Raw genomic sequence first — 22,344 nt, 5'->3', positions numbered from 1 at the left:
TCATCAATCTGAAAAACTTTTATTGTTTTTTCGGTAAAGCATTTCCGTATGAGGGATATCGTCTTCAAGATATTTTTTACCGGTATCTTCAAAACCAAATTCTCCATAGAATTTCAACAAATAATCCTGTGCAGAAATTCTCACTTCATCCGTATGAAAACGTGCTTCGATCGTATCAAGCGCGTATTGTATCAGCTGTTTTCCCAGTCTTTTCCCTCTTGCCTTTTCGGTAGTCAGCACTCTTCCGATTGATGCTTCAGGGTATTTTATCCCTCTGTCGAAAATACGGCAGTTTGCAAGAACGTCGCCGTTTTCTTCTGCCCAGATATGGACTGCTTTCTGATCGTAATCGTCGAGATCGTGATAGGGGCAGTTTTGCTCTACGACAAAAACGTCAATTCTTGCTTTTAAAACATTGTACAATTCCGGGACGGTAAATTCATCAAAAGTTTTGATTTTCCAGATAATATTAGTTTTCAAAACTTACATTATTTAGCGTTAAAAAATCATTTGTTTTTTCAATAAAATCAAGGATTTCGTCACAGCCCTCTTTTTTCTCTGCTGAGGTTACATAGATTTCAGGAAGATCTTCCCAGGTTTTGTGAAGCTCAGTTTTGTAATCTTCAACATTTTTTATCGCTGCATTGGGCTTCAGCTTGTCAACTTTGGTAAAGACAATAGAAAAAGGAATACCACTTTCGCCGCACCACTGGATAAATTCCATGTCGATGGTCTGGGGCTTATGACGGGAATCTACAAGAACAAAAAGATTGACAAGATTTTTCCTGTTCAGGATGTAATTGGTAATCAGCTTTTCAAAATCCTTTCTGATGGACTTTGATACCTTTGCGTAACCATATCCCGGCAAATCGGTCAGATACCAGTTTTCATTGACCAGAAAATGATTGATAAGCTGGGTTTTTCCCGGTGTCTGCGAAGTTTTAGCGAGATCCTTGTGGTTCATCATTGCATTGATCAATGAAGATTTCCCTACGTTGGATCTTCCTATAAAAGCATATTCTGGAATATTGGGTTCCGGGCAGTCCTGCCATTTTCCGCTACTCTTTACGAATGTTGCTGTTTTAATAACCATCTTGAAAATATTTTTAGAAAAACAAACCATTAAGAAAGTTCTTAATGGCTTATTATATTTTAAATTAAACTTTATCTTTTAACCAGCTGTAGAGAATTTCATTGAATTCATCTGGTTTTTCCATCATCGCTGCATGGCCGCATTTATCAATCCAGAAAAGATCTGAATTCGGAATGAACTTATGCATATCTTCCGCCACTTCGGGAGGAGTTACATTATCCTGTTTTCCCCAGATCAGACATGTTGGTGTAAGGATCTTCGGCAGATCGTGAATCATATTGTGCTTAATGGCACTTCTCGCCAGCATAACGGTTTTGATTCCTTTCATTCGGTCATTAACCACCGAGAAAACTTCGTCTACCAAGTCTTCTGTCGCAATGGCAGGATCGTAAAAAACTTCTTCTGTCTTTTTTCTGATGTAGGACCGGTCGTTCTTTCTCGGAAAACTGTCCCCGAAAGTTCTTTCATATAAACCGGAGCTTCCTGTAAGAACAAGATTTTTAATAAGATCCGGTCTTGCCAATGTTAAAATCAACCCGATATGGCCGCCCATTGAGTTTCCGACAATGGTTACAGGCGCATTTATATGAGTTTCTATAAACTTGGCGATATATTTTGCTATCGTTGTAAGATTGGTATTGAGTACCGGCAAATCGTAGATTGGCAACTGAGGAACATATACTTTAAATCCTCTGTCTGAAAAAAAATCTACCATCTTATCGAAATTACTCAACCCACCCATTAAACCGTGCAGCAGCACCAATGGATGTCCCTCTCCCGCCTCAACGAAGGTATATTTCTTTTCTTTTTTTGTACTGAATATCATATAATGCCTTTAATAAAGCCCTGCAAAAATACAAATTAAACCTCAAAAATATTTTGATAAGCCTAATTTAAAATAAAAATAATATACCAAACTCCTTTTTAATGCTTTTTTTCTTGAACACTTTGCTATGGCTTAAATAACAGTTTGTACAACAATCAGCATACCAGCTTATTATATAGCTGAAATTCAATCTTTAATAAAACTTATCAACATTAAGGCAAAAAGTGGGAAAAAGTGGGAACTTTTGGAAATTATTATATAAATTTGTCCCAAATGAAAAATTTCATTGGAACATATGAGTGTAAAATCGACGATAAAGGCCGCTTAAAGCTACCTTCTTCTTTGATTAAACAAATGGAAAACTTCGACGACAAAGCGTTTGTAGTTAAAAGATCCGTGTTCCAATCCTGCCTGGAAGTTTATCCTATGAATGCCTGGGATAAAGTGATGGGCAAAATTAATAAACTAAACAGATTCATTAAAAAGAATGCTGATTTCATTAGAATGTTTACGGCAGGTGTAAAAACAGTAGAGCTGGATAATGCAGGAAGGCTTCAGATCTCAAAAGATCTTATGATGTTCGCTCATCTTCAGAAAGATATTGTAATTACCAGCGCAGGAGAGCTTTTCGAGATATGGGATAAAGAAGCTTATGAAAAGGTGATTTCCATTAACGAAGAAGATTTTGCGAGCCTTGCCGAAGATGTGATGGGCGCTTTCGATGAAGAATAACAAAGCTGATTATTAATTAAAGCTAAAAAACACAACTTAAACATGTATCATAACCCCGTTTTGTTGAAGCAAAGTGTTGATGATTTGGTGACGAATCCAGACGGAACATACGTGGACTGTACTTTTGGCGGCGGTGGCCACTCAAGAGAAATATTGAGCAGGCTATCTGAGAAAGGAAGGCTTTTCAGCTTTGATCAGGATCTGGATGCGCTCAAAAATACAATTGATGATCCGAGATTTACATTAATCAATCAGAATTTCAGGTTTCTGGAAAACTCACTGCTGATGTATGGTGTTTCTCAGGTGGATGGGGTATTGGCTGATTTAGGAGTTTCATCCCATCAGTTTGATGAAGCAGACAGGGGGTTCTCTACACGAAGCAATGCACCTTTGGATATGAGAATGAATGTGATGCAGAATCTGGATGCAAGAAGGGTTATTAATGATTATGAAGAAGAAGAGTTGGCGGATATATTTTACCACTACGGTGAATTAAGAGAAGCAAGAAAGCTAGCGAGGGATATTGTTCATCACAGGAAAACAAAAAGTATAGATACAACGGAAGATCTGAAAAAACTGTTCAGCTATATTCCGCCGCATAAAGTGAATAAATTCTATGCGCAATTGTTTCAGGCGATCAGAATTGAGGTAAACCAGGAGCTGGAAGTTTTAAAGGAAATGCTCGTTCAGGCCTATAATGTGTTGAAACCCGAAGGTAGATTGGTGGTGATTTCTTACCATTCTCTCGAAGACCGATTGGTAAAAAGATTTTTAAAGAACGGAATGTTTGAAGGTGAGCCTGAAAGAGACATTTACGGAAATTATAAAAAAGCGTTTGAGCTTGTAAAAAGCAAAGCGATTATCCCGGATGATAAGGAAATCGAAGAAAACTCAAGAGCCAGAAGCGCAAAAATGAGAACAGGAATAAAAGTAGGATAAAATTTGCACCTACAAAATTCCCCTCCTCTGGAGGGGTGGCGAAAATTCAAAGAATTTTTGACGGGGTGGTTAAAAAACTACAATTAACAACAAATAAATCAGACAAAGTCTGTGGCAAAAAGAACGACATATCGCCCTCAGAAGAAACTCACTTTTATAGACATTATAAAAGGGAATTTCCTGAATCGTGACGAGATTAAAATACATTACAGGTATTTTTTGCTGTTGTTTGTATTGATGATGGCCATGATTTACAGTAATCATTTGGTTAATAAAAAGATCGAAATTGTTAATGCTCTTAAAGAAGAAACAGAAGAATATAAATCAAGAAACGCTTATGCACAAAGTAAGCTGATCAAAGTAAAAATGGAATCGGAATTGGGGAAAGAGGTTGCCCGGGACTCTTTAATGACCCTGGAAAGCCACCCCCACAAATTGCTCATAAAACTGGACAGTACGGATGCAAAAACAAAATGAATACGATAACAAGCGTAAGAAAACGTTACGTTGGGGCTACCTCTTTGCAGTGGTAGCTTTGTGCGTGTTTGTCATGTTTTTAGCAAGGATTGTGATCCTTCAGAATACGAATGTTCAGGAAATTAAGGACGATTACATTAATAAAAACTACCGTGAAGCCACTCTTAAAGCGGCCCGGGGGAATCTGTTCGCTTCGGATGGCTCCATTCTCGCAACTACTGTCATGCGTTATGATATTTACCTTGACTTTAAAACAATGAAGGATACGGTTTATACCAATAATATCGGTGCGCTGACAGATTCTTTAAGCAAAATGTTTGGAAAGCCGAGAGGCGAATTCAGGAAAAAGTTTGATGAGCAGAGGAAAAAGAAAAACCAATACTATACGCTGGTAAGAGGGCTGGATTTCGACCAGTATGACAGAATCAGAAAGTTCCCGATTTTTAAAAAGGGAAAAAACAAAGGAGGTTTCATCGTTGACAGAAATTATAAAAGAGAGCTTGCCACTTCTGAAATCGGTGCGGGGACAATCGGGATGGATGACGGCGTACACACTGCTGGCCTCGAAGGTGCCTTCTCAAAATATCTAAGAGGAACTGATGGGAAACGACTTGAGCAAAGAATCAATTCATCCCAATGGAAGCCGATCGACTTTTGGAAAGTTAAGGAACCTATTGATGGTGAAGATGTTTATACTACTTTAGATCTTAGAATTCAGGATATTGCACACTCGGCTTTACAGAAACAGCTTATCAATTTCGAAGCTAAACATGGAACGGTTATCGTCATGGAAGTTGAAACAGGGAAAGTCCGAGCGATGGTCAATCTAAGAAGAAATGACGATGGAGATTATGTTGATTCTTATAATTATGCCTTAAAAGATAATATCGAACCGGGTTCCACTTTTAAAACCATTTCCCTTCTTGCGGCAATGGACGATGGTTTCATCGATGAAAATACGACGGTCGATGTAGGAAACGGAGTTTGGGTCTACGCCAAGCAAAGAATTTCCGACGGACATGGCGGAGGTACCTATGACATCAGTGATGTTTTGGCTAAATCAAGCAACGTGGGATCAGCAAAATTAATCACGAAATATTATGCTGAAAAACCACAGATTTTCCTCGATCATTTAAAAAGATGGAAACTCTTCGACAAAATGGATATCGAACTTCCGGGAATTACAAAACCGAAAATTGTAACCCCTGAAAACAAACGGTGGAACGCTGCAACTTTAGCATCAATCGCCTACGGATATTCTTCAAACATCAACTTGCTGCAACTTGCAACTTTCTATAACGGTGTTGCCAACAATGGTACAATGCTTAAGCCGCTATTCATCGATAAAATCATGAAAGACGGAAAAGTATCATACACGGCAAAACCTGAAGTAATGGTCAACAGAATGGCTTCTGAAAAGGCAATCAAAATGATGACTCATGCTTTAACGAAAGCTGTAGAAAAAGGAACGGCAAAAAGTATCTTCACTCCTAATTTAAAAATGGCAGGAAAAACGGGAACGGCAAGATTCGAATACTGGCTTCCTGGCCCAATGAAGTACCGAGCATCATTTGCGGGCTTCTATCCTGCTGATAATCCGAAGTATACATGCTATGTAATGATCAGTGAGCCGAATACGGCAAAAGGATTTTACGGAGCAACTGTAGCGGCACCGGTATTTAAAGAAATAGCAGGGAAAACATTCCTGAAAACACCTCAGAATATTGAAAGAGAAATGCTGGTTGACAAAAAGGTAAACCTTAATAAAATGGTTGAGCCTAATGTAAAAGTAGCAGTCAATAATAAACAAATGCCCAATGTTGTTGGATTGATCGGTAAAAACGTAATTCCGCAGCTGGAGAATTTAGGATATCGTGTTGATTTTAAAGGAGTGGGAAGAATTAAAGAGCAGTTTCCACTGGAAGGCACCATGATCAGTAAAAATCAGAGGATTTATTTATCTCTGCAAAATTGAAAAAAGAAAGAGTCCCGAAAGGACGATTTAAAACAGAATAGGATAAAATCCTATTAAAAAATAAAAACATGCAATTAGTTGAATTATTAAAAAGAATTCCAGTTTTAGAAATTCACGGTGATAACAGCCGCGAGGTTTCACAATTGGTGTTCGACAGCAGAAAGGTTACGGAAAACTCCCTGTATATTGCAGTGAGAGGAACGGTTGCGGACGGGCATTCATTTATTGCATCATCAGAACAGAAAGGAGCCAAAACAATTGTCTGCGAAAAGTTTCCCGACAATTTAAATGAAGACATCACTTATGTAAAAGTAAAAGATTCTTCTAAAGCGTTGGGACAACTTGCTTCTAATTTTTACGGAAATCCTTCAGAGAAATTAAAATTAATAGGAGTTACAGGAACAAATGGAAAGACCTCTGTTTCTACCTTACTCTTTGATGTCTTTAAAAATCTCGGATATGACTCTGCATTGCTGTCTACAGTAGAAATAAGAATTGCAGATCAGGTCATTCCGGCAACACATACGACTCCTGACGTTATTACCATTAATAAGATTCTGGCTCAGGCGGTAGAAGAAGGATGCGAATTTGCCTTCATGGAAGTAAGTTCTCACGGGATTGCCCAAAACAGGATCGAGGGGTTACATTTTAAAATTGCCGGTTTCACCAATCTTACCCATGATCATTTGGATTATCACAAAACTTTTGATGAATATTTAAAGACCAAGAAAAGGTTTTTTGATGGGCTTGATGCTGAATCCGTTGCCATCACCAATATTGATGATAAAAATGGAAACGTCATGCTTCAGAATACAAAAGCAACGAAAAAGTCTTATGCGTTAAAAACAATGGCTGACTATCACGGACGGTTACTGGAGGTGGACTTTAACGGAATGCTGTTGAATTTCAACGGAAAAGAATTCTGGACGACCCTTACAGGAAAATTCAATGTTTATAATTTGCTGCTTGTTTTCGGTATTGCTTCTGAGCTGGGCTTTGAACAGGACGAAATTCTGCAGGCGATCAGTCAGTTGAAAAGAGTTTCCGGAAGATTTGAAACGTTCAAATCAGACGGTGGAATCTTTTTCATCGTGGATTACGCCCACACACCGGATGCTTTGGAAAATATTCTCGACAGTATTAATGATATCAGGACTAAAAATGAAAGACTGATCACTGTTTTCGGTTGCGGAGGTGACAGGGATCATGCAAAAAGACCTGAAATGGGAAATATTGCCACTAAAAAATCGACATTGGCGATCATTACTTCAGACAACCCAAGAACGGAAGATCCGGTAGCCATTATAAAAGAAATTGAAGCAGGCGTTGAACCCCAGAATTTCAGTAAATACACTTCGATTCCCGATAGAAGAGAGGCTATCAAAATGGCCATAAAATTTGCCGAGCCAAAAGACATAGTACTGGTAGCCGGAAAAGGGCACGAAAACTATCAGGAAATTAATGGGGTAAAACATCATTTTGATGATAAAGAGACGATCAATGAGCTTTGGAAACTAATGAGCAAATAGATATCAATTATCAACCATCAATAATTAAGAAATGCTATACTATCTATACGAATATCTCACCAACCACGGCATCCACGTTCCCGGACTTGGATTGCTGAAATACATCTCTTTCCGAGCGGGGATGGCAGTTCTTTTTTCTTTAACCATTGCTCTTGTTTACGGAAAAAGAATCATCAACTATCTCAGAGCAAAGCAGATGGGTGAGCTGGTACGTGACCTTGGTCTGGATGGGCAAAAACAGAAGGAAGGAACCCCGACAATGGGAGGCCTTATCATCATTCTGGCAACCCTGATTCCGGTATTACTGTTCACAAAAATCACCAATGTATATATCGTACTGCTCATTGTTTCAGTATTGTGGATGGGAGCGATCGGCTTCCTGGATGATTATCTGAAGAAAATTAAAAAAAATAAAGATGGTCTCAGCGGTAAATTTAAAATCGTAGGACAGGTTGGATTAGGATTAATTGTTGGAGTTACAATGTATTTCCATCCCGATATTACGGTTAAGAGAAAATATGCAGATGCTAAAGTGGTAAACCGCAACAACGTAGAGCAGAACTTCATGCCTACCGAAAAAATTGCTATTTCCACCGTGCCTTTTGCTAAAAATAATGAATTCGACTATAGTGGAATATTGTTTTGGATGAATGATAAAGATGCTCACGAATGGGCATGGATTGTTTTTATTCCTATCGTTATCTTCATTGTAACAGCCGTTTCAAATGGTGCCAATATCACTGACGGAATCGATGGTCTTGCAGCCGGTACAAGCACAGTAATTTTGCTTGCTCTGGCCTTTTTCGCCTACGTGTCGGGTAACATCATTTTTGCAGATTACCTCAATATCATGTTCCTCCCGAATATGGGGGAAGCAACGATCTTCATTGTCGCGATGGTAGGAGCCGTAATTGGCTTTTTCTGGTACAATACCTATCCTGCCCAGGTTTTCATGGGAGATACAGGAAGTTTGATGCTGGGAGGCGTGATTGCTGTTTTAGCTATTATTTTAAGAAAAGAATTAATGATTCCCGTTTTATGCGGAATATTTTTAATAGAAAATATTTCTGTAATGCTGCAGGTAATTGTTTTTAAATACAGAAAAAGAAAATATGGGCTGGAATATGCCCAAAACAATAGATTATTCAGAATGTCACCACTACACCACCATTATCAGAAAGGCGGTTTTCACGAAAGTAAAATCGTTAATAGAATGATAATCATAGGGGTTATGTTGGCAATTGTATGTCTCATAACATTAAAGATGAGATAAACCGGCAGTAGATTATAAGTCGTAACAATCAGATTTACAGTTTATAATCTACAGCATAAAGCAAAAAGTATGAAAATAGTTGTTTTAGGAGGAGGAGAAAGCGGTTGTGGAGCTGCTTATTTGGCTAAAAAACAGGGTCTGGAAGTTTTTCTTTCAGATAAGGGAGCCATTAAAGACCATTATAAGCAGTTTCTTACAGACAATGAGATTGAATTTGAAGAAGGAAATCACGATGAAGAAAGAATTCTGAATGCAGATTGGATTGTTAAAAGCCCTGGAATTCCCAAAAAGGCGGAAATTATCCATAAGATTCATGATAAAGGAATCAGGCTTTCGTCCGAAATAGAATTTGCCTCTGAATTCACCGATGCCAAGATCATTGCGATCACAGGAAGCAACGGAAAAACCACCACCACCTCTCTGATCTATTATATCCTCAAAAATGACGGATTGAATGTAGGTTTAGGAGGAAATATCGGATACAGTTTTGCCAAGCAGGTTGCCGATGAAAAATATGACTATTATGTATTGGAAGTCAGTTCTTTCCAATTGGATGATATTCAGAATTTCAGACCATATATCTCTTTATTGCTGAATTTGTCACAGGATCACCTGGATCAGTACAATTACAATTATGAAGAATATGCTTTAGCGAAATTCAGAATTGCAGAAAATCAGGAAAATGATAATTTCTTTATCTATAACAAAGATGATGAAATGAGCAAAAATATCCTTGAAAAGCTGGAGATTAAAGCGAAAATGATTCCTTTCTCCACCAAAGAAAAGCTGAGTGAAGGAGGTTTCATCGACGATGATCGTATTGTGGTGAAGATGAAAGATGAATTCTCAATGAAAATTGAAGAATTGTCGCTCCTAGGGAATCATAATGTAGCCAATAGTCTGGCAGCTTCAATCGCAGGTAAGATACTGGAAATCAATAATGAAAGTATAAGGAATTCATTAATGACTTTTCAGGCGGTTGAACACAGATTAGAATTTGTCACTGAAATTGAAGGTGTAAAATACATCAATGACAGCAAGGCAACCAATGTAAACGCCACGTATTATGCCTTAGAAAGCATGAAAAACCCGACCGTTTGGATCGTAGGCGGAATAGACAAAGGAAATGACTACACCGAAATCGAAGATTTAGTTAAAAGAAAAGTAAAAGCGATTGTTTGTCTGGGTATTGATAATGAGAAAATTATAAACTTCTTTAAAGACAAGAAAGAATTTATTTATGACACCTCAAGTATGGAGGAAGCCGTAAAAATATCAAAATCTCTGGCTCAAAAAGGGGATACCGTTTTACTTTCCCCATGCTGTGCAAGCTTTGACTTATTTAAAAGCTACGAAGACAGAGGACAACAATTTAAACAGCAGGTTTTAAAAGCCAATGGCAATTAGCTAAAAGCCAATAGTATTAAGTATGAACGAACAAGACACAGAAAACAGATTTGAATTCCTGAAGGGTGATAAAGTACTTTGGATGGTCATTCTTGTGATCTCCATTTTCTCTATTTTCCCAGTGTATTCTGCGAGCTCAAATCTGGAATATATCGTCAACAACGGGACTACAACAGGTCACGTTATCAAGCATATGTTCTTTGTTGTCTTAGGACTCGCCATCATGAGAGTAGTAGGAATGGTGAAATATGAATATATCGGAAAGCTCAGCAGTATCCTGTTAGGTTTAATGATTATTTTATTGATTGTCACCATGTTTACCGGTCAAACCATCGACGGAGCCAGTGCTTCCAGATGGTTGAAGATTCCAGGAACACCGATATCATTCCAGCCTTCTTCATTTGCCTTCCTGATGCTTATTATATATCTCTGCAGATATTTAACCAAGAAGATCACAAGAGAGAGGCTTCCGATTGAGAACATTATGTATATTTTCGGACCAATCTTGCTGGTTTTTGTTTTGGTGGCAAAAGACAATGGTTCAACTGCATTAATGATTTTAATGGTGTCCGTTATTGTGTTGATTATCGGACAGCTTCACTGGAAATATATTGCAGGGTTTATATCCGCATCATTTATAGCGATTGTTTTGTTTTTAATCATTGCTTTAAATACAAACCTTATTGGTGGAAACCGTGTACACACCTGGATGAGCCGTATTGAAACATTTACCTCAAGTAAAGCCAAAACAGCAGATGTTGACGATGAAAGCGTAAAGGCCAAAAACTATCAGGTGATGCAGGCTAAAGCAGCGATTGTCCATGGAGGAATTACAGGTATGGGACCCGGGAAAAGTGCTTTGAAGCAAATGCTTCCGCAATCGGCCTCCGACTTTATTTTCGCAGTAATTGTTGAAGAATATGGACTTATCGGAGCTGCTTTTCTCATCAGTATGTACCTCATCATGATGATAAGAATTGTGATGATTGCCAGCAAGATGCCGGCTTTTTTCGGATCGTTGCTCGTGCTCAGCCTTGGAGTGATGATCTTTGTGCAGCTTTCCGTAAATATCGCGGTGGCCGTTAATCTGATTCCGGTGACTGGTCAGCCATTACCGTTGATCAGCTACGGGGGAACATCCATGCTCGTTACCTACTTACAATTGGGAATTATTTTAAATATAAGCTCCAGAATTCAGATTTATGATGAAGAAGGATTAGGTAAAAAGCAAAGTGTCGCGGAAATAAATGATATTGCTTAATGATAGCAGGGAGTCCCGAAGGGACGACATAAATCAGGATAGGATGTAAATCCTATCTAAAATAAAATGAATCACATAGAATTTGATTAAATAATAAATAAATGGACAATCAATCAGTCAATAGCCAAAAGCCAAGGGCAATCCGCGTTTTACTATCCGGCGGAGGAACAGGAGGACATATCTTCCCGGCAATTGCTATTGCAGACGAAATCAAAAAAAGATTTCCGGATGCAGAATTTTTGTTCATTGGGGCCAACGGAAAAATGGAAATGGAAAAAGTTCCGCAGGCTGGTTATAAAATTGAAGGAATTGATATCGCCGGAATCGACAGAGGAAATATGCTTTCAAATTTAGGATTGCCTTTTAAGATTTTAAAAAGCTTATCCAGATCTAAGAAGATCATTAAAGGCTTCTCTCCTGATTTCGCCGTAGGAACAGGCGGTTTTGCAAGCGGACCGGCTTTATATGAAGCAAGCAAACTTGGAATTCCGATTTTTATTCAGGAACAGAATGCACACGCAGGTGTAACAAATAAAATTTTAAGCAAAAAAGCAAAAGCCGTGTTTACCGCCTACCCAAAAGTGGAAGGTTTTCCGGCAGAAAAAATAAAGTTTCTGGGTAATCCTATCCGTGAGAATATTGTTTCCGGAATGCAGGATACTGCTCAGGCAAAAGAAAAAATGGGACTTGATAAAGACAAGCTGACCATTTTATCAGTCGGCGGATCTTTAGGTTCAAGAACATTAAATAACGGCTGGAAAGAAAATCTGGAAAACCTGAAGGAGAAAGGCTATCAATTGATCTGGCAGACCGGAAAACTGGATTATAGCGAACTATCTTCCAGTCTCCAGCTTCCAGCTTCCATCCAGCTAAAAGAATTCATCAAAGACATGGAAACCGCTTATTCTGCGGCAGATGTCATTGTCTCAAGAGCAGGAGCCATTGCCATTTCAGAGCTGGCGGTAGCGCAGAAACCTGTTTTATTGGTTCCATTTCCTTTTGCAGCGGAAGATCATCAGACCAAAAATGCGATGAACCTGGTGGAGAAAAATGCAGCCAGAATGGTGAAAGACTCTGAAATGCCGGAAAAATTCTGGAAAACCCTTTTAGAGATTTGTGAAAATAGAGAATTAAGAAAAGAAATGTCTGCTAATCTGAAATATTTTGCCAAACCAAATGCAGCAAAAGAGATTGTGGATGAGATTTTTAAGGTGATAAAGTAAATAAACCGGTTGTCATTCTGAATAGAACATAGTGAAATGAAGAATCTAGAATGGTGAGATTCTTCGTTCCTCAGAATGACAAAATGAAATTTTAAATAAATGAATAATTTAAAAACATATCAGAATTTTTACTTCGTTGGAATCGGAGGTATTGGGATGAGTGCTCTGGCACGGTATTTCCATGCTTCGGGCAAAAAAGTGTCCGGGTATGATAAAACCAACACCAAGCTTACGCAGGCTCTGATGAACGAAGGAATTGATATTGTTTTTGATGATCATATTGATGAAAAAATTACCGCTCTTCAGAAGGAAGAAACATTGGTGATTTATACTCCGGCGATTAAAAAGCTTGGAATTTTAGATTATTTTAATGATCATCAGTTTGAAGTTCTCAAACGGGCGAAAGTTTTAGGTTTAATTACGGAAAATACAGATTGTATCGCCGTTGCAGGAACACACGGAAAAACAACGACTTCTACACTGGTTTCTCATTTGTGTAAAGAAGCAGATTTGCCATTCTCCTGTTTTCTGGGCGGAATTTCCGAGAATTTTAAATCGAATTTCCTTTATAATGGGACACAATATTCTGTGGTAGAGGCAGACGAGTATGACAGAAGTTTCCTCAATCTGTCTCCCGACTGGGCCGTAATAACGTCGATCGATGCAGATCATCTCGATATTTACGGGGATAAAAATACCATTGAAGAAGGTTTCAGGCATTTTGCCGCTTTGGTTCCGGAAGACAAGCAGCTGTTTGTAAGAAAAGGAATTGACATCGGCAGACCTCATCTTACCTATGCTGTAAACGAAGAGGCAGATTATTATTCCGATAACCTGCGCATGGAGAATGATACAATCTATTTTGATTTCCATACTCCTGAAGAAACGGTAAAGGATTTCTCCTGGGAAATTCCGGGAATTCACAATGTAGAAAATGCAACTGCGGCGTTGGCGATTCTCCACAAATTAGGAGTGGATTTTGAAACTCTTAAAAAAGCAATATCCAATTTTAAAGGTATTAAAAGAAGATATACCAAACACAGATATGATAACGGGAAAATCTATATCGATGATTATGCTCACCATCCGACTGAAATCAATGCGGTAATGAGCTCGATCAGAACTTTTTACCCTGAAAAGAAACTGCTGGTGGTTTTCCAGCCGCACCTGTTCAGCAGAACAAGAGATTTTGCTGACGGTTTTGCAGAAAGCCTGAGCAAGGCCGATGAACTCATTCTGCTTGATATTTATCCTGCAAGAGAGCTTCAGGAAAACTTTCAAGGAATCACTTCAGAATGGCTCTTGGAAAAAGTGAATTTAAATAAAAAGGAAGTCTCAACATTAAGCGAGGCTTTCAATAAGATAAAAGAAAAAGAATTTGATATCCTTCTCACCGTAGGCGCAGGAAATATTGATACACTGTATGATCCTATCTGTGAGTGGATGAGTAAATATTAATTTGATAAACGCAACGAGCGCAACGAAAATTTATATAACCCGTATAAAATCGTTCGCAAAGGCGTTTCACTCAGCAAATGATAGTTGAAAATATCATTTTGGAGTAAATTAAAAACACACAAATGACAGAAAATGAATTATCAAATATAGTTTTTGATGCAGGGATGAAAGTGCATCGAAAACTTGGAATAGGACTCTATGAAAATGTGTATGAGCAATGCTTAACGTACGAATTGAAAAATATTGGACTTAAGATTGAAAGTCAAAAAGACATTAGTGTTCATTATGAAGGTTTGCTCATTGAGAAGGCATTTAGAGTTGATTTATTAATTGAAAATAAAGTAATTATAGAAATAAAAGCAGTTCCGGAAATTAATAAGTATCATTTCTTTCAGCTTCTTAACTATTTAAGAATTACAGAATTGAAATTGGGAATGATTTTAAATTTTCATTCTACCTTATTTAAAGATGGAGTAAAAAGAGCAGTAAATAAATTATAAATCTTGGTTTAAAATACAATAAATAGAAGTATAATGTTTTCGGCTATCATTCGCTGAGTGAAACGTCTTTGCGAGCGGAAAAATAGGAGAGTCATTAAAGAACCTTGCGAACGTGGCGTTTAAAATGATAGTTAAAAAAGAAGCCATTTAGAATAGAAATAAATGAAAAATAAATACAGAATATTAAAAATTGCCGTCACAGTAATCATTCTCGGATTTCTGCTGAGCTTCTCATTGAAGAAATTCAGTGGACAGAAAATTACGGACAATAAAATTTCTGTAAAGATGAGCGAGAAAACGCCAGTCTATTTTATTGATGAAAAAGATATCAGAGAGATCGTAAAAAAAGAAAATCCATCCGGAAAGGTGGGTGAACTTAATATACCTGCGCTGGAAAAGAAAATCAATGCCCTTCCGGCGGTAGACAGTGCCAATGTGTATCTGAATCTGAATGGCAAACTGAATCTGGATATCAGGCAAAGAGTTCCTGTTTTCAGGCTGAACAAAAATGGACGGGACTTTTATGTAGATGAAAAAGGAATAGAATTTCCGATCTCTAAAACGTATTCTCATCCTTGTATGCTGGTAACGGGAGATGTACAGAAAGATGAATATAAGAAGTTGGCCGAGCTGGTGGAGAAAATTGATAAAGATGATTTCAGCAAGAAATATTTTATCGGAATATCAAAGGATAACGGTGATTACAACCTCCTGACCAGCGAAGGAAACTACAAAGTAGAAATAGGAGATCTCGATAATATTGAATTTAAAGTAAAAGGCTTTAAAACATTTGTTGAAAAATATCTGGTATATCAGGATCCTGAAAAATACAATATGGTATCTGTGAAATATCAGAACCAGATCGTAACGACTTTAAATCCTTATTTTAAAGAAAACGACAGCATTCTGAAAGAAAGAAATAAAGAACTGGCCAAAGCTCCGGTTATTGCAGTGAAAAGAAATGACGATAAACCCAGACCGGCTGAAGTAAAAAAGACAACTAAAAAAATAACCTCCTCTTCATTAAAACCAAAAACAGTAACCAAGCCGAAAGAAGCTAAAAAAACAGAGAAGAAACCAACGGCAGCAAAGCCGAAAACAAAGGCAAAAGTTAAAATAGAATAAAAATCAAATCGATATAACAAATGGAAAATCAAGAGTATTCAGTAGGTCTGGACATCGGGACGACGAAAATCGTCGCGATTGTCGGAAGGAGGAATGCACACGGGAAAATAGAAGTTCTCGGTGTAGGGAAGGCTAAGAGTCTTGGTGTTCACAAAGGTATTGTGAATAATATTTCGCAGACCATTAATTCAATCAAAGCTGCTGTGTCTGAGGCACAGTCCAGCGCAGGAGTACCTATCCATAAAGTAACGGTAGGTATTGCAGGAAAGCACATCCGTTCTCTCCAGCACTCCGATTATATTATGCGTGAACATCCGGACAAATTTATTACAGATGATGACATTGAAGCATTGAAAGATCAGGTCAAGAAGCTGGTTATGCTTCCCGGTGAAGAAATTATACACGTACTTCCTCAGGAATATAAAGTAGATTCCGAGGGTGAAATTCAGGAACCTGTCGGTATGCACGGAAAACGTCTGGAAGCCAATTTCCACGTTGTCGTAGGCCAGATGGGAAGCATCCGAAATATTGCAAGATGTGTCCGTGAGGCAGGGCTCGAAATGGAAGCCCTTACGCTGGAACCATTAGCTTCTTCAGAAGCAGTTCTTACCAAAGAAGAAAAAGAAGCCGGCGTAGCCATCGTAGATATTGGTGGAGGAACAACGGATATCGCAATTTTTAAAGACAATATTATTCGCCACACCTGTGTAATTCCTTACGGTGGCGGAATAATTACAGAAGATATTAAAGAAGGCTGTTCAATCATTGAAAAACACGCAGAGCAGCTTAAGGTGAAATTTGGTTCTGCAGTTCCCGAGCTGGAAAAAGACAGCACGTATGTAACCATTCCCGGACTTCACGGAAGACCGGATAAAGAGATCTCTCTGAAAACACTTGCTCAGATTATCAATGCAAGAGTAGAGGAAATCCTGGAAATGGTGAATACAGAACTTAAAGCTTACGGCGCATTTGAGCAGAAGAAAAAACTCATTGCGGGTATTGTTCTTACCGGGGGCGGTTCCAATTTAAAACATCTGCGTCAGCTTGCGAACTACACCACAGGGTTCGACAGCAGGATTGGTTTTGCCAATGAATATATTGCGAACGATAAAAACCAGTATCTTAAAGGACCTGAATTCGCAACTTCCATCGGATTGCTGATGGAGAGTTTAAAGATCAGGGACAAAAAGCAGCATGCTGAAATTCAGGAAACCATTGAGGAGCAGTCGGAAGTAAAAACAGAAGTTCAGACTCCTAAGGCTGAAGCCGTTCAGGAATCGGTACAGCAGACAGAAATTCCTCAGCCAGAGCAGACTGTAAACGAACAGCAATCTAAAAAAGCGGCAAAGCTTACTTTCGGGCAGTCGCTCATGGAAAAAGTAAAAAAATTCTTTGAAGAAGTAGAGTAAATTATAAATGATGAAATGATAAGCGATACACGATTTTTCCTTATCAATTATCATCAATCAATTATCAATTATAATTATAAAAAGTATAGTTATGGAAAATTTAGGAACACAAGGGTTTTCATTTGATTTGCCAAAAGGGAACTCATCAATAATAAAAGTAATCGGTGTTGGAGGCGGCGGAAACAACGCACTGAAGCACATGTACGAAAAAGGAATTCACGGAGTAGATTTCGTGATCTGTAATACAGATGCCCAGACGTTGGATAATAACCCGGTTGCCAACAAAGTACAGTTAGGAACGACCATTACCGAAGGGCTTGGTGCAGGCGCTGATCCTGAAGTAGGTGAAAAATCGGCCATCGAAAGCATCGAGGATATCAAAGCGGCGATGGGACAGAATACCAAGATGGTTTTCATCACTGCCGGAATGGGCGGTGGTACCGGAACCGGTGCTGCTCCCGTGATTGCCAAAGTCGCAAAAGACATGGGCATCCTTACCGTGGGTATCGTTACGGTTCCTTTCAGCTTTGAAGGGAAAAGAAGACTCGAGCAGGCAGAAAACGGACTCGATAAATTAAGAAACAACGTAGACTCGCTTATCGTTATCAATAATGATAAATTAAGACAGCAGTTCGGAAATCTTGGTTTCAAGCAGGGATTCTCAAAAGCCGATGAGGTGTTAACCAATGCTGCCAAAGGAATGGCAGAAGTTATTACCGGATATTTTGATGTAAACATTGACTTTAGAGATGCTAAATCTGTACTTCAGAACTCTGGAACAGCGTTGATGTCTACCGGAGTTGCTTCAGGTGAAAATAAAGCGGAAGAAGCCGTAAGAAAGGCATTGGATTCCCCATTGCTGAACGATAACAAGATTACCGGAGCCAAAAACGTACTCTTGTTAATACGAAGTGGTGCAGAAGAAGTAACAATGGACGAAATCGGTGTAATCATGGATCATATCCAGAAAGAAGCCGGACACACAGCTGATATTATTTTCGGGGTGGGTTCTGATGAAGAACTTGGAGACTCTGTAAGTGTTCTTGTTATCGCAACAGGTTTCTCTAATGACAATAAAAAATTCTCAGGGCCTACAGAAAAGATCAAGATCAGCCTGAACGACAGTTTCGATACTCCGAAAGAATCTCCTTTTAAGACAAGACAGGAGAGAGAGGAAGCGCCTGAACAAGGTTATGATTTTGGAGGGAAAAACCTTTTCAGACTCGATGATGAAGATAATGATGCACCATTCTTCAGCTCGTCTTCTGAAAAAAAAATGACCATTGAAGAAGAACCTGCAAGAACTGAAATAAAATTCACTGACAGAGAAGAAGATACATTACAGACACCGGAACAGAGCTGGAGAAATAACGAAGAAGAATCATACAGCCTGTTTTCCCTGGAAGAAGATCAGGAAGATGCCAACGATCTGGAAACAGAATCTTTCAGGTTTGATTTCGATCATAAAAAAGAAGAGCAGCAGAACATGGGTTCTTCCAGCAACTCTTATTTTGAAGAGAAGTCTGTAGAGTTCAGCTTTTTTGTGAATGAGCCGAAAAATAACGAGCCGAAGCCAGACTCCGGACAGCCGAAAGCTGAGTTTAAATCAGCGAGTGAAGTCAACCAGCTTACAGAAGAGCCGCTTCAGAAAGTGGAGCATTTCTTCCAGCATCTGAAAGAAGAGCCGGTAATTGAAACCAAAGCTGAGACCGAAGCACCGAAACCTACAGAAGAAGAATTTACGTTTGTGAATAAAACGGTAGACCAGGAAAGAGTAATGGAAAGAAGAAACAAGCTGAAGGAATTCAATTCACGTTACCAGAGCTTCGACAGCTCCAGTGAGTTTGAATCTGTTCCGGCCTTCAAAAGAAAAAACATCTCCATTGAAGGAACCAACGCTTCAGACCAGAATATCAATACCTATCTGTCTGACAACAATGGAAATATGCAGATCAGAGAAAACAGATTTTTGAATAAAGACGTAGATTAATTGCTGTAGGCAGTAGGCAACAGGCATTTTACCCGCACCGTTAGCTTACTGCTTAAAGCCTAAAGCAAATAAATACCATAGCGAAGCAATAAAAGATGTAGACTAATTGCTGTAAGCAATAAGCAGTAGGCAGCAGGCATTTTGGCCGCATCATAGCTTACTGCTTAAAGCCTAAAGCCTAAAGCAAATAAAATGAGCCTAGAAAACACCATAAACGAAGCGATAAAAACAGCCATGAGAGCGAAAGACAGAGTGGCTTTGGATTCTCTTCGTGCTGTGAAATCACAGATATTATTACTAAAAACGGAAGCCCGCGATGCGGAAGTAACCGAGGATCAGGAGATCGCCATCCTTCAGAGAATGGTGAAGCAGCGTAAGGATTCTTACGACCAGTTTACCGCACAGGGAAGAAATGACCTTGCGGAAGTGGAAGAAGCACAGATGAAGATTATCGAGCAGTTTCTTCCCAAGCAGCTTTCTCCAGAAGAGCTGGAAGCTGAAATGAAGAAAATCATTGCCGAAACAGGAGCCGAATCAATAAAAGATTTAGGTAAAGTGATGGCAGCAGCTTCTAAATCTTTAGCCGGAAAATCTGACGGGAAAAGCATTTCCGAGACGGCGAAAAGACTGCTCTCCTAGTTGTTGGTTCACGGTTGCTTGTTGACAGGCCTTAAAACCATCACCTTTTAACCAAAAACTATCAACAATTTTATAAGGATATTCAACCTTTGCATATCGATTTGATTAAAGAGCCCGGAACTTTTCAGTTCCGGGCTTTTTTAAGAAATAATTTTTGGGTTTATTTTACCTATTTCCGGGTTGCGATCGTAGAAAGCCGGTTTTTTCTGAAATCATAATCAAAAAAAGAATGGTTATCTTATCAGAATTACATGGAACCATAAAAAACTGTTTACACTGTATATATCCCTATACTATACCGCACTTAGCACGAAAATTTATTTTTCAGCAGTAAATTCAAAGAGGATTCCATACCTGTTTTTATAACAATCTTATACTTTGTATATTATTAAAGTTCCCACCAGGAGCGAGATCATTATTTATCTGCGCCTGATAATCTTAATAGTAAACCGTTTGGCTTTCTTACATACACCCTTCAGTATTTGCTCTCAAATTATATGGTAGCAAAAACAGGTATATTTTCAAATATCTTTACACTGGAAAATAAAAGCTGATGATTGCGGAGAGAAAGATCTTTTCTGATAATTCCAGAAGCTGTTTTTAAATAGTAACCAAATGTAACTCATTGCTCTAATAGCACTTAGATTTGCAACAGTACAACACTCTATTTATATATAACAAGGTTAATCTTTTTTATATGTTATATGCAGACAGTTCTTTTATTATCATGACAGTTTTCTTCATCTCTTTTCTAAAGCCTTATCATTTTCCATCCATTTTCTTCTTGTAGAGTCTTTTAGATTTTCTGCGATATTCCTCTTCATTCCATCTTCCCCATTATCATCAGTCTTTTGGTGATAGAACCCTGGTAGCGTTCCAGGAAGCGGAAGAATACCATATATCTTTTGAAGGTGGAGTTGCAGATAATGTGACGGCGGGAAGTTATATATTGTTGGATAAAGTTGAGAAAAGAATCTTCCGGGTGGCTTACATGTTTTTCAAGGCTTATGGTTTTGATGATCCTGGCAATTGTACGGTGAGAAACTTCTCTATGTCTGTTATTATTATAATGCTCAAGAATGCGGAGTCTGATGGCGTCTAATTTCGTATTGATTTTTTTACTTCTTTTCAGATACAGATGTTTAGGTCTTTGCATTTCGAAGTCCCACTCTTCTTCTTCAATTCTTAGGTAGGTTCTGAAACGTGTTTCTGAATTGGTTCTTTCATCAATAAGGTAAAGATGAAGATCTCTTGATTCTCCTTTTTCAGGCAAAAAATACTGGATGGTCATAATCTTTTAGTATAAAAGTTTTTTTATACTAATTTAACATAAAAAAGTAGTCAGACCTAGACTACTTTTCTGCAACAAAAGTAAATAAATTATTCTTACTTCCAAATAATAATCCTTTGTTTTTTAATGTGTTAATTAAATTAAGAGCATATACTTGATTAAAAATGGGCTTTTCCAGAGGCGAAAGAAACGACACGATTTTTACTTAAAAATCACAAATAAGGTTGATGTTTAGGGTATTGGCTGTAAAAGTAGTCTAGGTCTGACTACTTTTTAAACACTAAAAAGATGAAAAAAGTCATGACAAAAATCCCTGAAGTCCCTCTGTTCCTTCGTTTTTGCGTAAGGATAATTTGCGCTCAGATATTTTTTCTGACAGTTCCCATGAGTTCGCAGACTCCTTTTTCTTACTCCGATTCCATTATTTATATTGCTGACGATGCCTATCTTTATACGGACCGGCAAACCATCGCAGTCATTACAGATTCTGAGGAGGAGAAATTTTCCAACAGCACTCAGTCTGTAAACCATCAATCTAAAATCTTAGCATCATCAAAAGCAGCCGCTGCAACAGCCTGTGCATCGGGCAAAAGAGAGCACTCATTCCGTTTTACAGCTCCTGTGAACAGTCAGCATTTCAGCAGTACCGGAAGCTTTTCTTTACAGGCTGTTATGGGAGCTCCCTCCTCCCGCAAGCTGCTTTACCCGGTGATAAATCCTGCATTCCCTCAGCCCCACGGCATGACACTGGATAAAAAGAAACCTTCGCGTATTGCTTTTTATTCTTTCAAAATAAATCAAATAATCGCCAACCAATTCGGCCGACCTCCACCCATACTTGCTTTTATTAAACACGAATGACACGAATTATTAAACACAAATAAGCACAAGCATCTATGCACGAATGTTTTTAATGCAACAGGACACTTTCCACTCCGTTTGTCATCCCGTAGGGATCCAAGCAAAGCATTTTCACACAACATTTGTGAAATTAGTGTTCATCCATTAGTGCCATTCGTGTTTAAAGAATCAGCTTTGTGAGCTCTTATAAGTAGAACGCCTTTGTGAAACTAAATTTTTGGTATTGGATTCGTCGTCAATTCGAGTGTTTTTTCGTAACAAAGTGAAGAAAAAATGTATCGAGAATGAAATTGATAATCAAACTTATAAACTTCTCGATACGATTTTTTCAAAATC

The 22,344-nt window shown here is 38.4% G+C and carries 20 protein-coding genes; 16 read left to right on the top strand and 4 right to left on the bottom strand.

The window, feature by feature from the left end; all coding sequences use genetic code 11:
• Positions 1–3: 3 nt before the first annotated feature.
• The 3 genes from AC3WV0_RS14135 to AC3WV0_RS14125 all read right to left on the bottom strand — a co-directional run bounded on the left by AC3WV0_RS14135 (position 4) and on the right by AC3WV0_RS14125 (position 1,919).
• Entirely contained in the window at positions 4–480 is a 477-nt protein-coding gene (locus AC3WV0_RS14135) for a GNAT family N-acetyltransferase (protein WP_488846744.1), read from the bottom strand.
• Positions 470–1,093 carry a ribosome biogenesis GTP-binding protein YihA/YsxC gene (gene yihA / locus AC3WV0_RS14130; RefSeq protein WP_488846743.1) on the bottom strand — a complete coding sequence of 208 codons (624 nt, stop codon included), beginning with the start codon at positions 1,091–1,093 and terminating at the stop codon, positions 470–472. The genes AC3WV0_RS14135 and yihA overlap by 11 nt, the downstream gene beginning before the upstream one ends.
• 64 nt (positions 1,094–1,157) lie before the next feature.
• Entirely contained in the window at positions 1,158–1,919 is a 762-nt protein-coding gene (locus tag AC3WV0_RS14125; RefSeq protein ID WP_488846742.1) for an alpha/beta fold hydrolase, read from the bottom strand.
• Positions 1,920–2,192: 273 nt separating this feature from the next.
• Between AC3WV0_RS14125 and mraZ the strand changes: the two genes are divergently transcribed.
• The 15 genes from mraZ (at position 2,193) to AC3WV0_RS14050 (ending at position 19,856) form a co-directional block, all read left to right on the top strand.
• On the top strand, positions 2,193–2,651 hold the full coding sequence (gene mraZ / locus AC3WV0_RS14120; protein WP_090001750.1) for a division/cell wall cluster transcriptional repressor MraZ: 459 nt from the start codon (positions 2,193–2,195) through the stop codon (positions 2,649–2,651).
• A 42-nt stretch (positions 2,652–2,693) separates the two neighbouring features.
• Positions 2,694–3,590 (top strand): 16S rRNA (cytosine(1402)-N(4))-methyltransferase RsmH, encoded by an 897-nt coding sequence (gene rsmH, locus AC3WV0_RS14115; RefSeq protein WP_488846741.1) that lies wholly within the window; start codon positions 2,694–2,696, stop codon positions 3,588–3,590.
• A gap of 111 nt (positions 3,591–3,701) precedes the next feature.
• On the top strand, positions 3,702–4,067 hold the full coding sequence (locus tag AC3WV0_RS14110; RefSeq protein ID WP_090001746.1) for an FtsL-like putative cell division protein: 366 nt from the start codon (positions 3,702–3,704) through the stop codon (positions 4,065–4,067).
• Positions 4,051–6,042 (top strand): penicillin-binding transpeptidase domain-containing protein, encoded by a 1,992-nt coding sequence (locus tag AC3WV0_RS14105; RefSeq protein ID WP_488846740.1) that lies wholly within the window; start codon positions 4,051–4,053, stop codon positions 6,040–6,042. The genes AC3WV0_RS14110 and AC3WV0_RS14105 overlap by 17 nt, the downstream gene beginning before the upstream one ends.
• 68 nt (positions 6,043–6,110) lie before the next feature.
• Entirely contained in the window at positions 6,111–7,571 is a 1,461-nt protein-coding gene (locus AC3WV0_RS14100; protein ID WP_488846739.1) for a UDP-N-acetylmuramoyl-L-alanyl-D-glutamate--2,6-diaminopimelate ligase, read from the top strand.
• Positions 7,572–7,602: 31 nt separating this feature from the next.
• Positions 7,603–8,844 carry a phospho-N-acetylmuramoyl-pentapeptide-transferase gene (mraY, locus tag AC3WV0_RS14095; RefSeq protein ID WP_312902931.1) on the top strand — a complete coding sequence of 414 codons (1,242 nt, stop codon included), beginning with the start codon at positions 7,603–7,605 and terminating at the stop codon, positions 8,842–8,844.
• Between the two features lie 69 nt (positions 8,845–8,913).
• On the top strand, positions 8,914–10,251 hold the full coding sequence (murD, locus tag AC3WV0_RS14090; RefSeq protein WP_488846738.1) for a UDP-N-acetylmuramoyl-L-alanine--D-glutamate ligase: 1,338 nt from the start codon (positions 8,914–8,916) through the stop codon (positions 10,249–10,251).
• 22 nt (positions 10,252–10,273) lie between these two features.
• Positions 10,274–11,512, top strand: coding sequence for an FtsW/RodA/SpoVE family cell cycle protein (locus tag AC3WV0_RS14085; protein ID WP_312902933.1), 1,239 nt, complete (start codon positions 10,274–10,276; stop codon positions 11,510–11,512).
• Between the two features lie 101 nt (positions 11,513–11,613).
• On the top strand, positions 11,614–12,735 hold the full coding sequence (gene murG / locus AC3WV0_RS14080; protein WP_488846737.1) for an undecaprenyldiphospho-muramoylpentapeptide beta-N-acetylglucosaminyltransferase: 1,122 nt from the start codon (positions 11,614–11,616) through the stop codon (positions 12,733–12,735).
• Between the two features lie 99 nt (positions 12,736–12,834).
• On the top strand, positions 12,835–14,193 hold the full coding sequence (gene murC / locus AC3WV0_RS14075; protein WP_488846736.1) for a UDP-N-acetylmuramate--L-alanine ligase: 1,359 nt from the start codon (positions 12,835–12,837) through the stop codon (positions 14,191–14,193).
• 122 nt (positions 14,194–14,315) lie between these two features.
• Positions 14,316–14,693: a GxxExxY protein gene (locus tag AC3WV0_RS14070; RefSeq protein ID WP_488846735.1), complete on the top strand. Its 378-nt coding sequence runs from the start codon at positions 14,316–14,318 to the stop codon at positions 14,691–14,693.
• 162 nt (positions 14,694–14,855) lie between these two features.
• Positions 14,856–15,818, top strand: coding sequence for a cell division protein FtsQ/DivIB (locus tag AC3WV0_RS14065; protein ID WP_488846734.1), 963 nt, complete (start codon positions 14,856–14,858; stop codon positions 15,816–15,818).
• Positions 15,819–15,838: 20 nt separating this feature from the next.
• Positions 15,839–17,227 carry a cell division protein FtsA gene (gene ftsA / locus AC3WV0_RS14060; RefSeq protein ID WP_488846733.1) on the top strand — a complete coding sequence of 463 codons (1,389 nt, stop codon included), beginning with the start codon at positions 15,839–15,841 and terminating at the stop codon, positions 17,225–17,227.
• Positions 17,228–17,318: 91 nt separating this feature from the next.
• Positions 17,319–19,217 (top strand): cell division protein FtsZ, encoded by a 1,899-nt coding sequence (ftsZ, locus tag AC3WV0_RS14055; RefSeq protein WP_488846732.1) that lies wholly within the window; start codon positions 17,319–17,321, stop codon positions 19,215–19,217.
• Between the two features lie 192 nt (positions 19,218–19,409).
• Positions 19,410–19,856, top strand: coding sequence for a GatB/YqeY domain-containing protein (locus tag AC3WV0_RS14050; RefSeq protein ID WP_488846731.1), 447 nt, complete (start codon positions 19,410–19,412; stop codon positions 19,854–19,856).
• A gap of 820 nt (positions 19,857–20,676) precedes the next feature.
• Here the strand turns inward: AC3WV0_RS14050 and AC3WV0_RS14045 are convergent.
• Positions 20,677–21,147, bottom strand: a complete 471-nt coding sequence (locus AC3WV0_RS14045; RefSeq protein ID WP_488846730.1) for a hypothetical protein — start codon at positions 21,145–21,147, stop codon at positions 20,677–20,679.
• Positions 21,148–21,435: 288 nt separating this feature from the next.
• Here AC3WV0_RS14045 and AC3WV0_RS14040 point away from each other — a divergent pair, with 288 nt between their 5' ends.
• A complete protein-coding gene (locus AC3WV0_RS14040) occupies positions 21,436–22,008 on the top strand; it encodes a hypothetical protein (protein ID WP_488846729.1) in 573 nt (190 codons plus the stop codon).
• The last annotated feature ends 336 nt before the right edge of the window (positions 22,009–22,344 follow it).

The organism is Chryseobacterium sp. 27AL, assembly GCF_057815395.1.
Note: the sequence above shows the minus strand (reverse complement) of the source record. Positions and strands in the feature narration are given on the sequence as shown.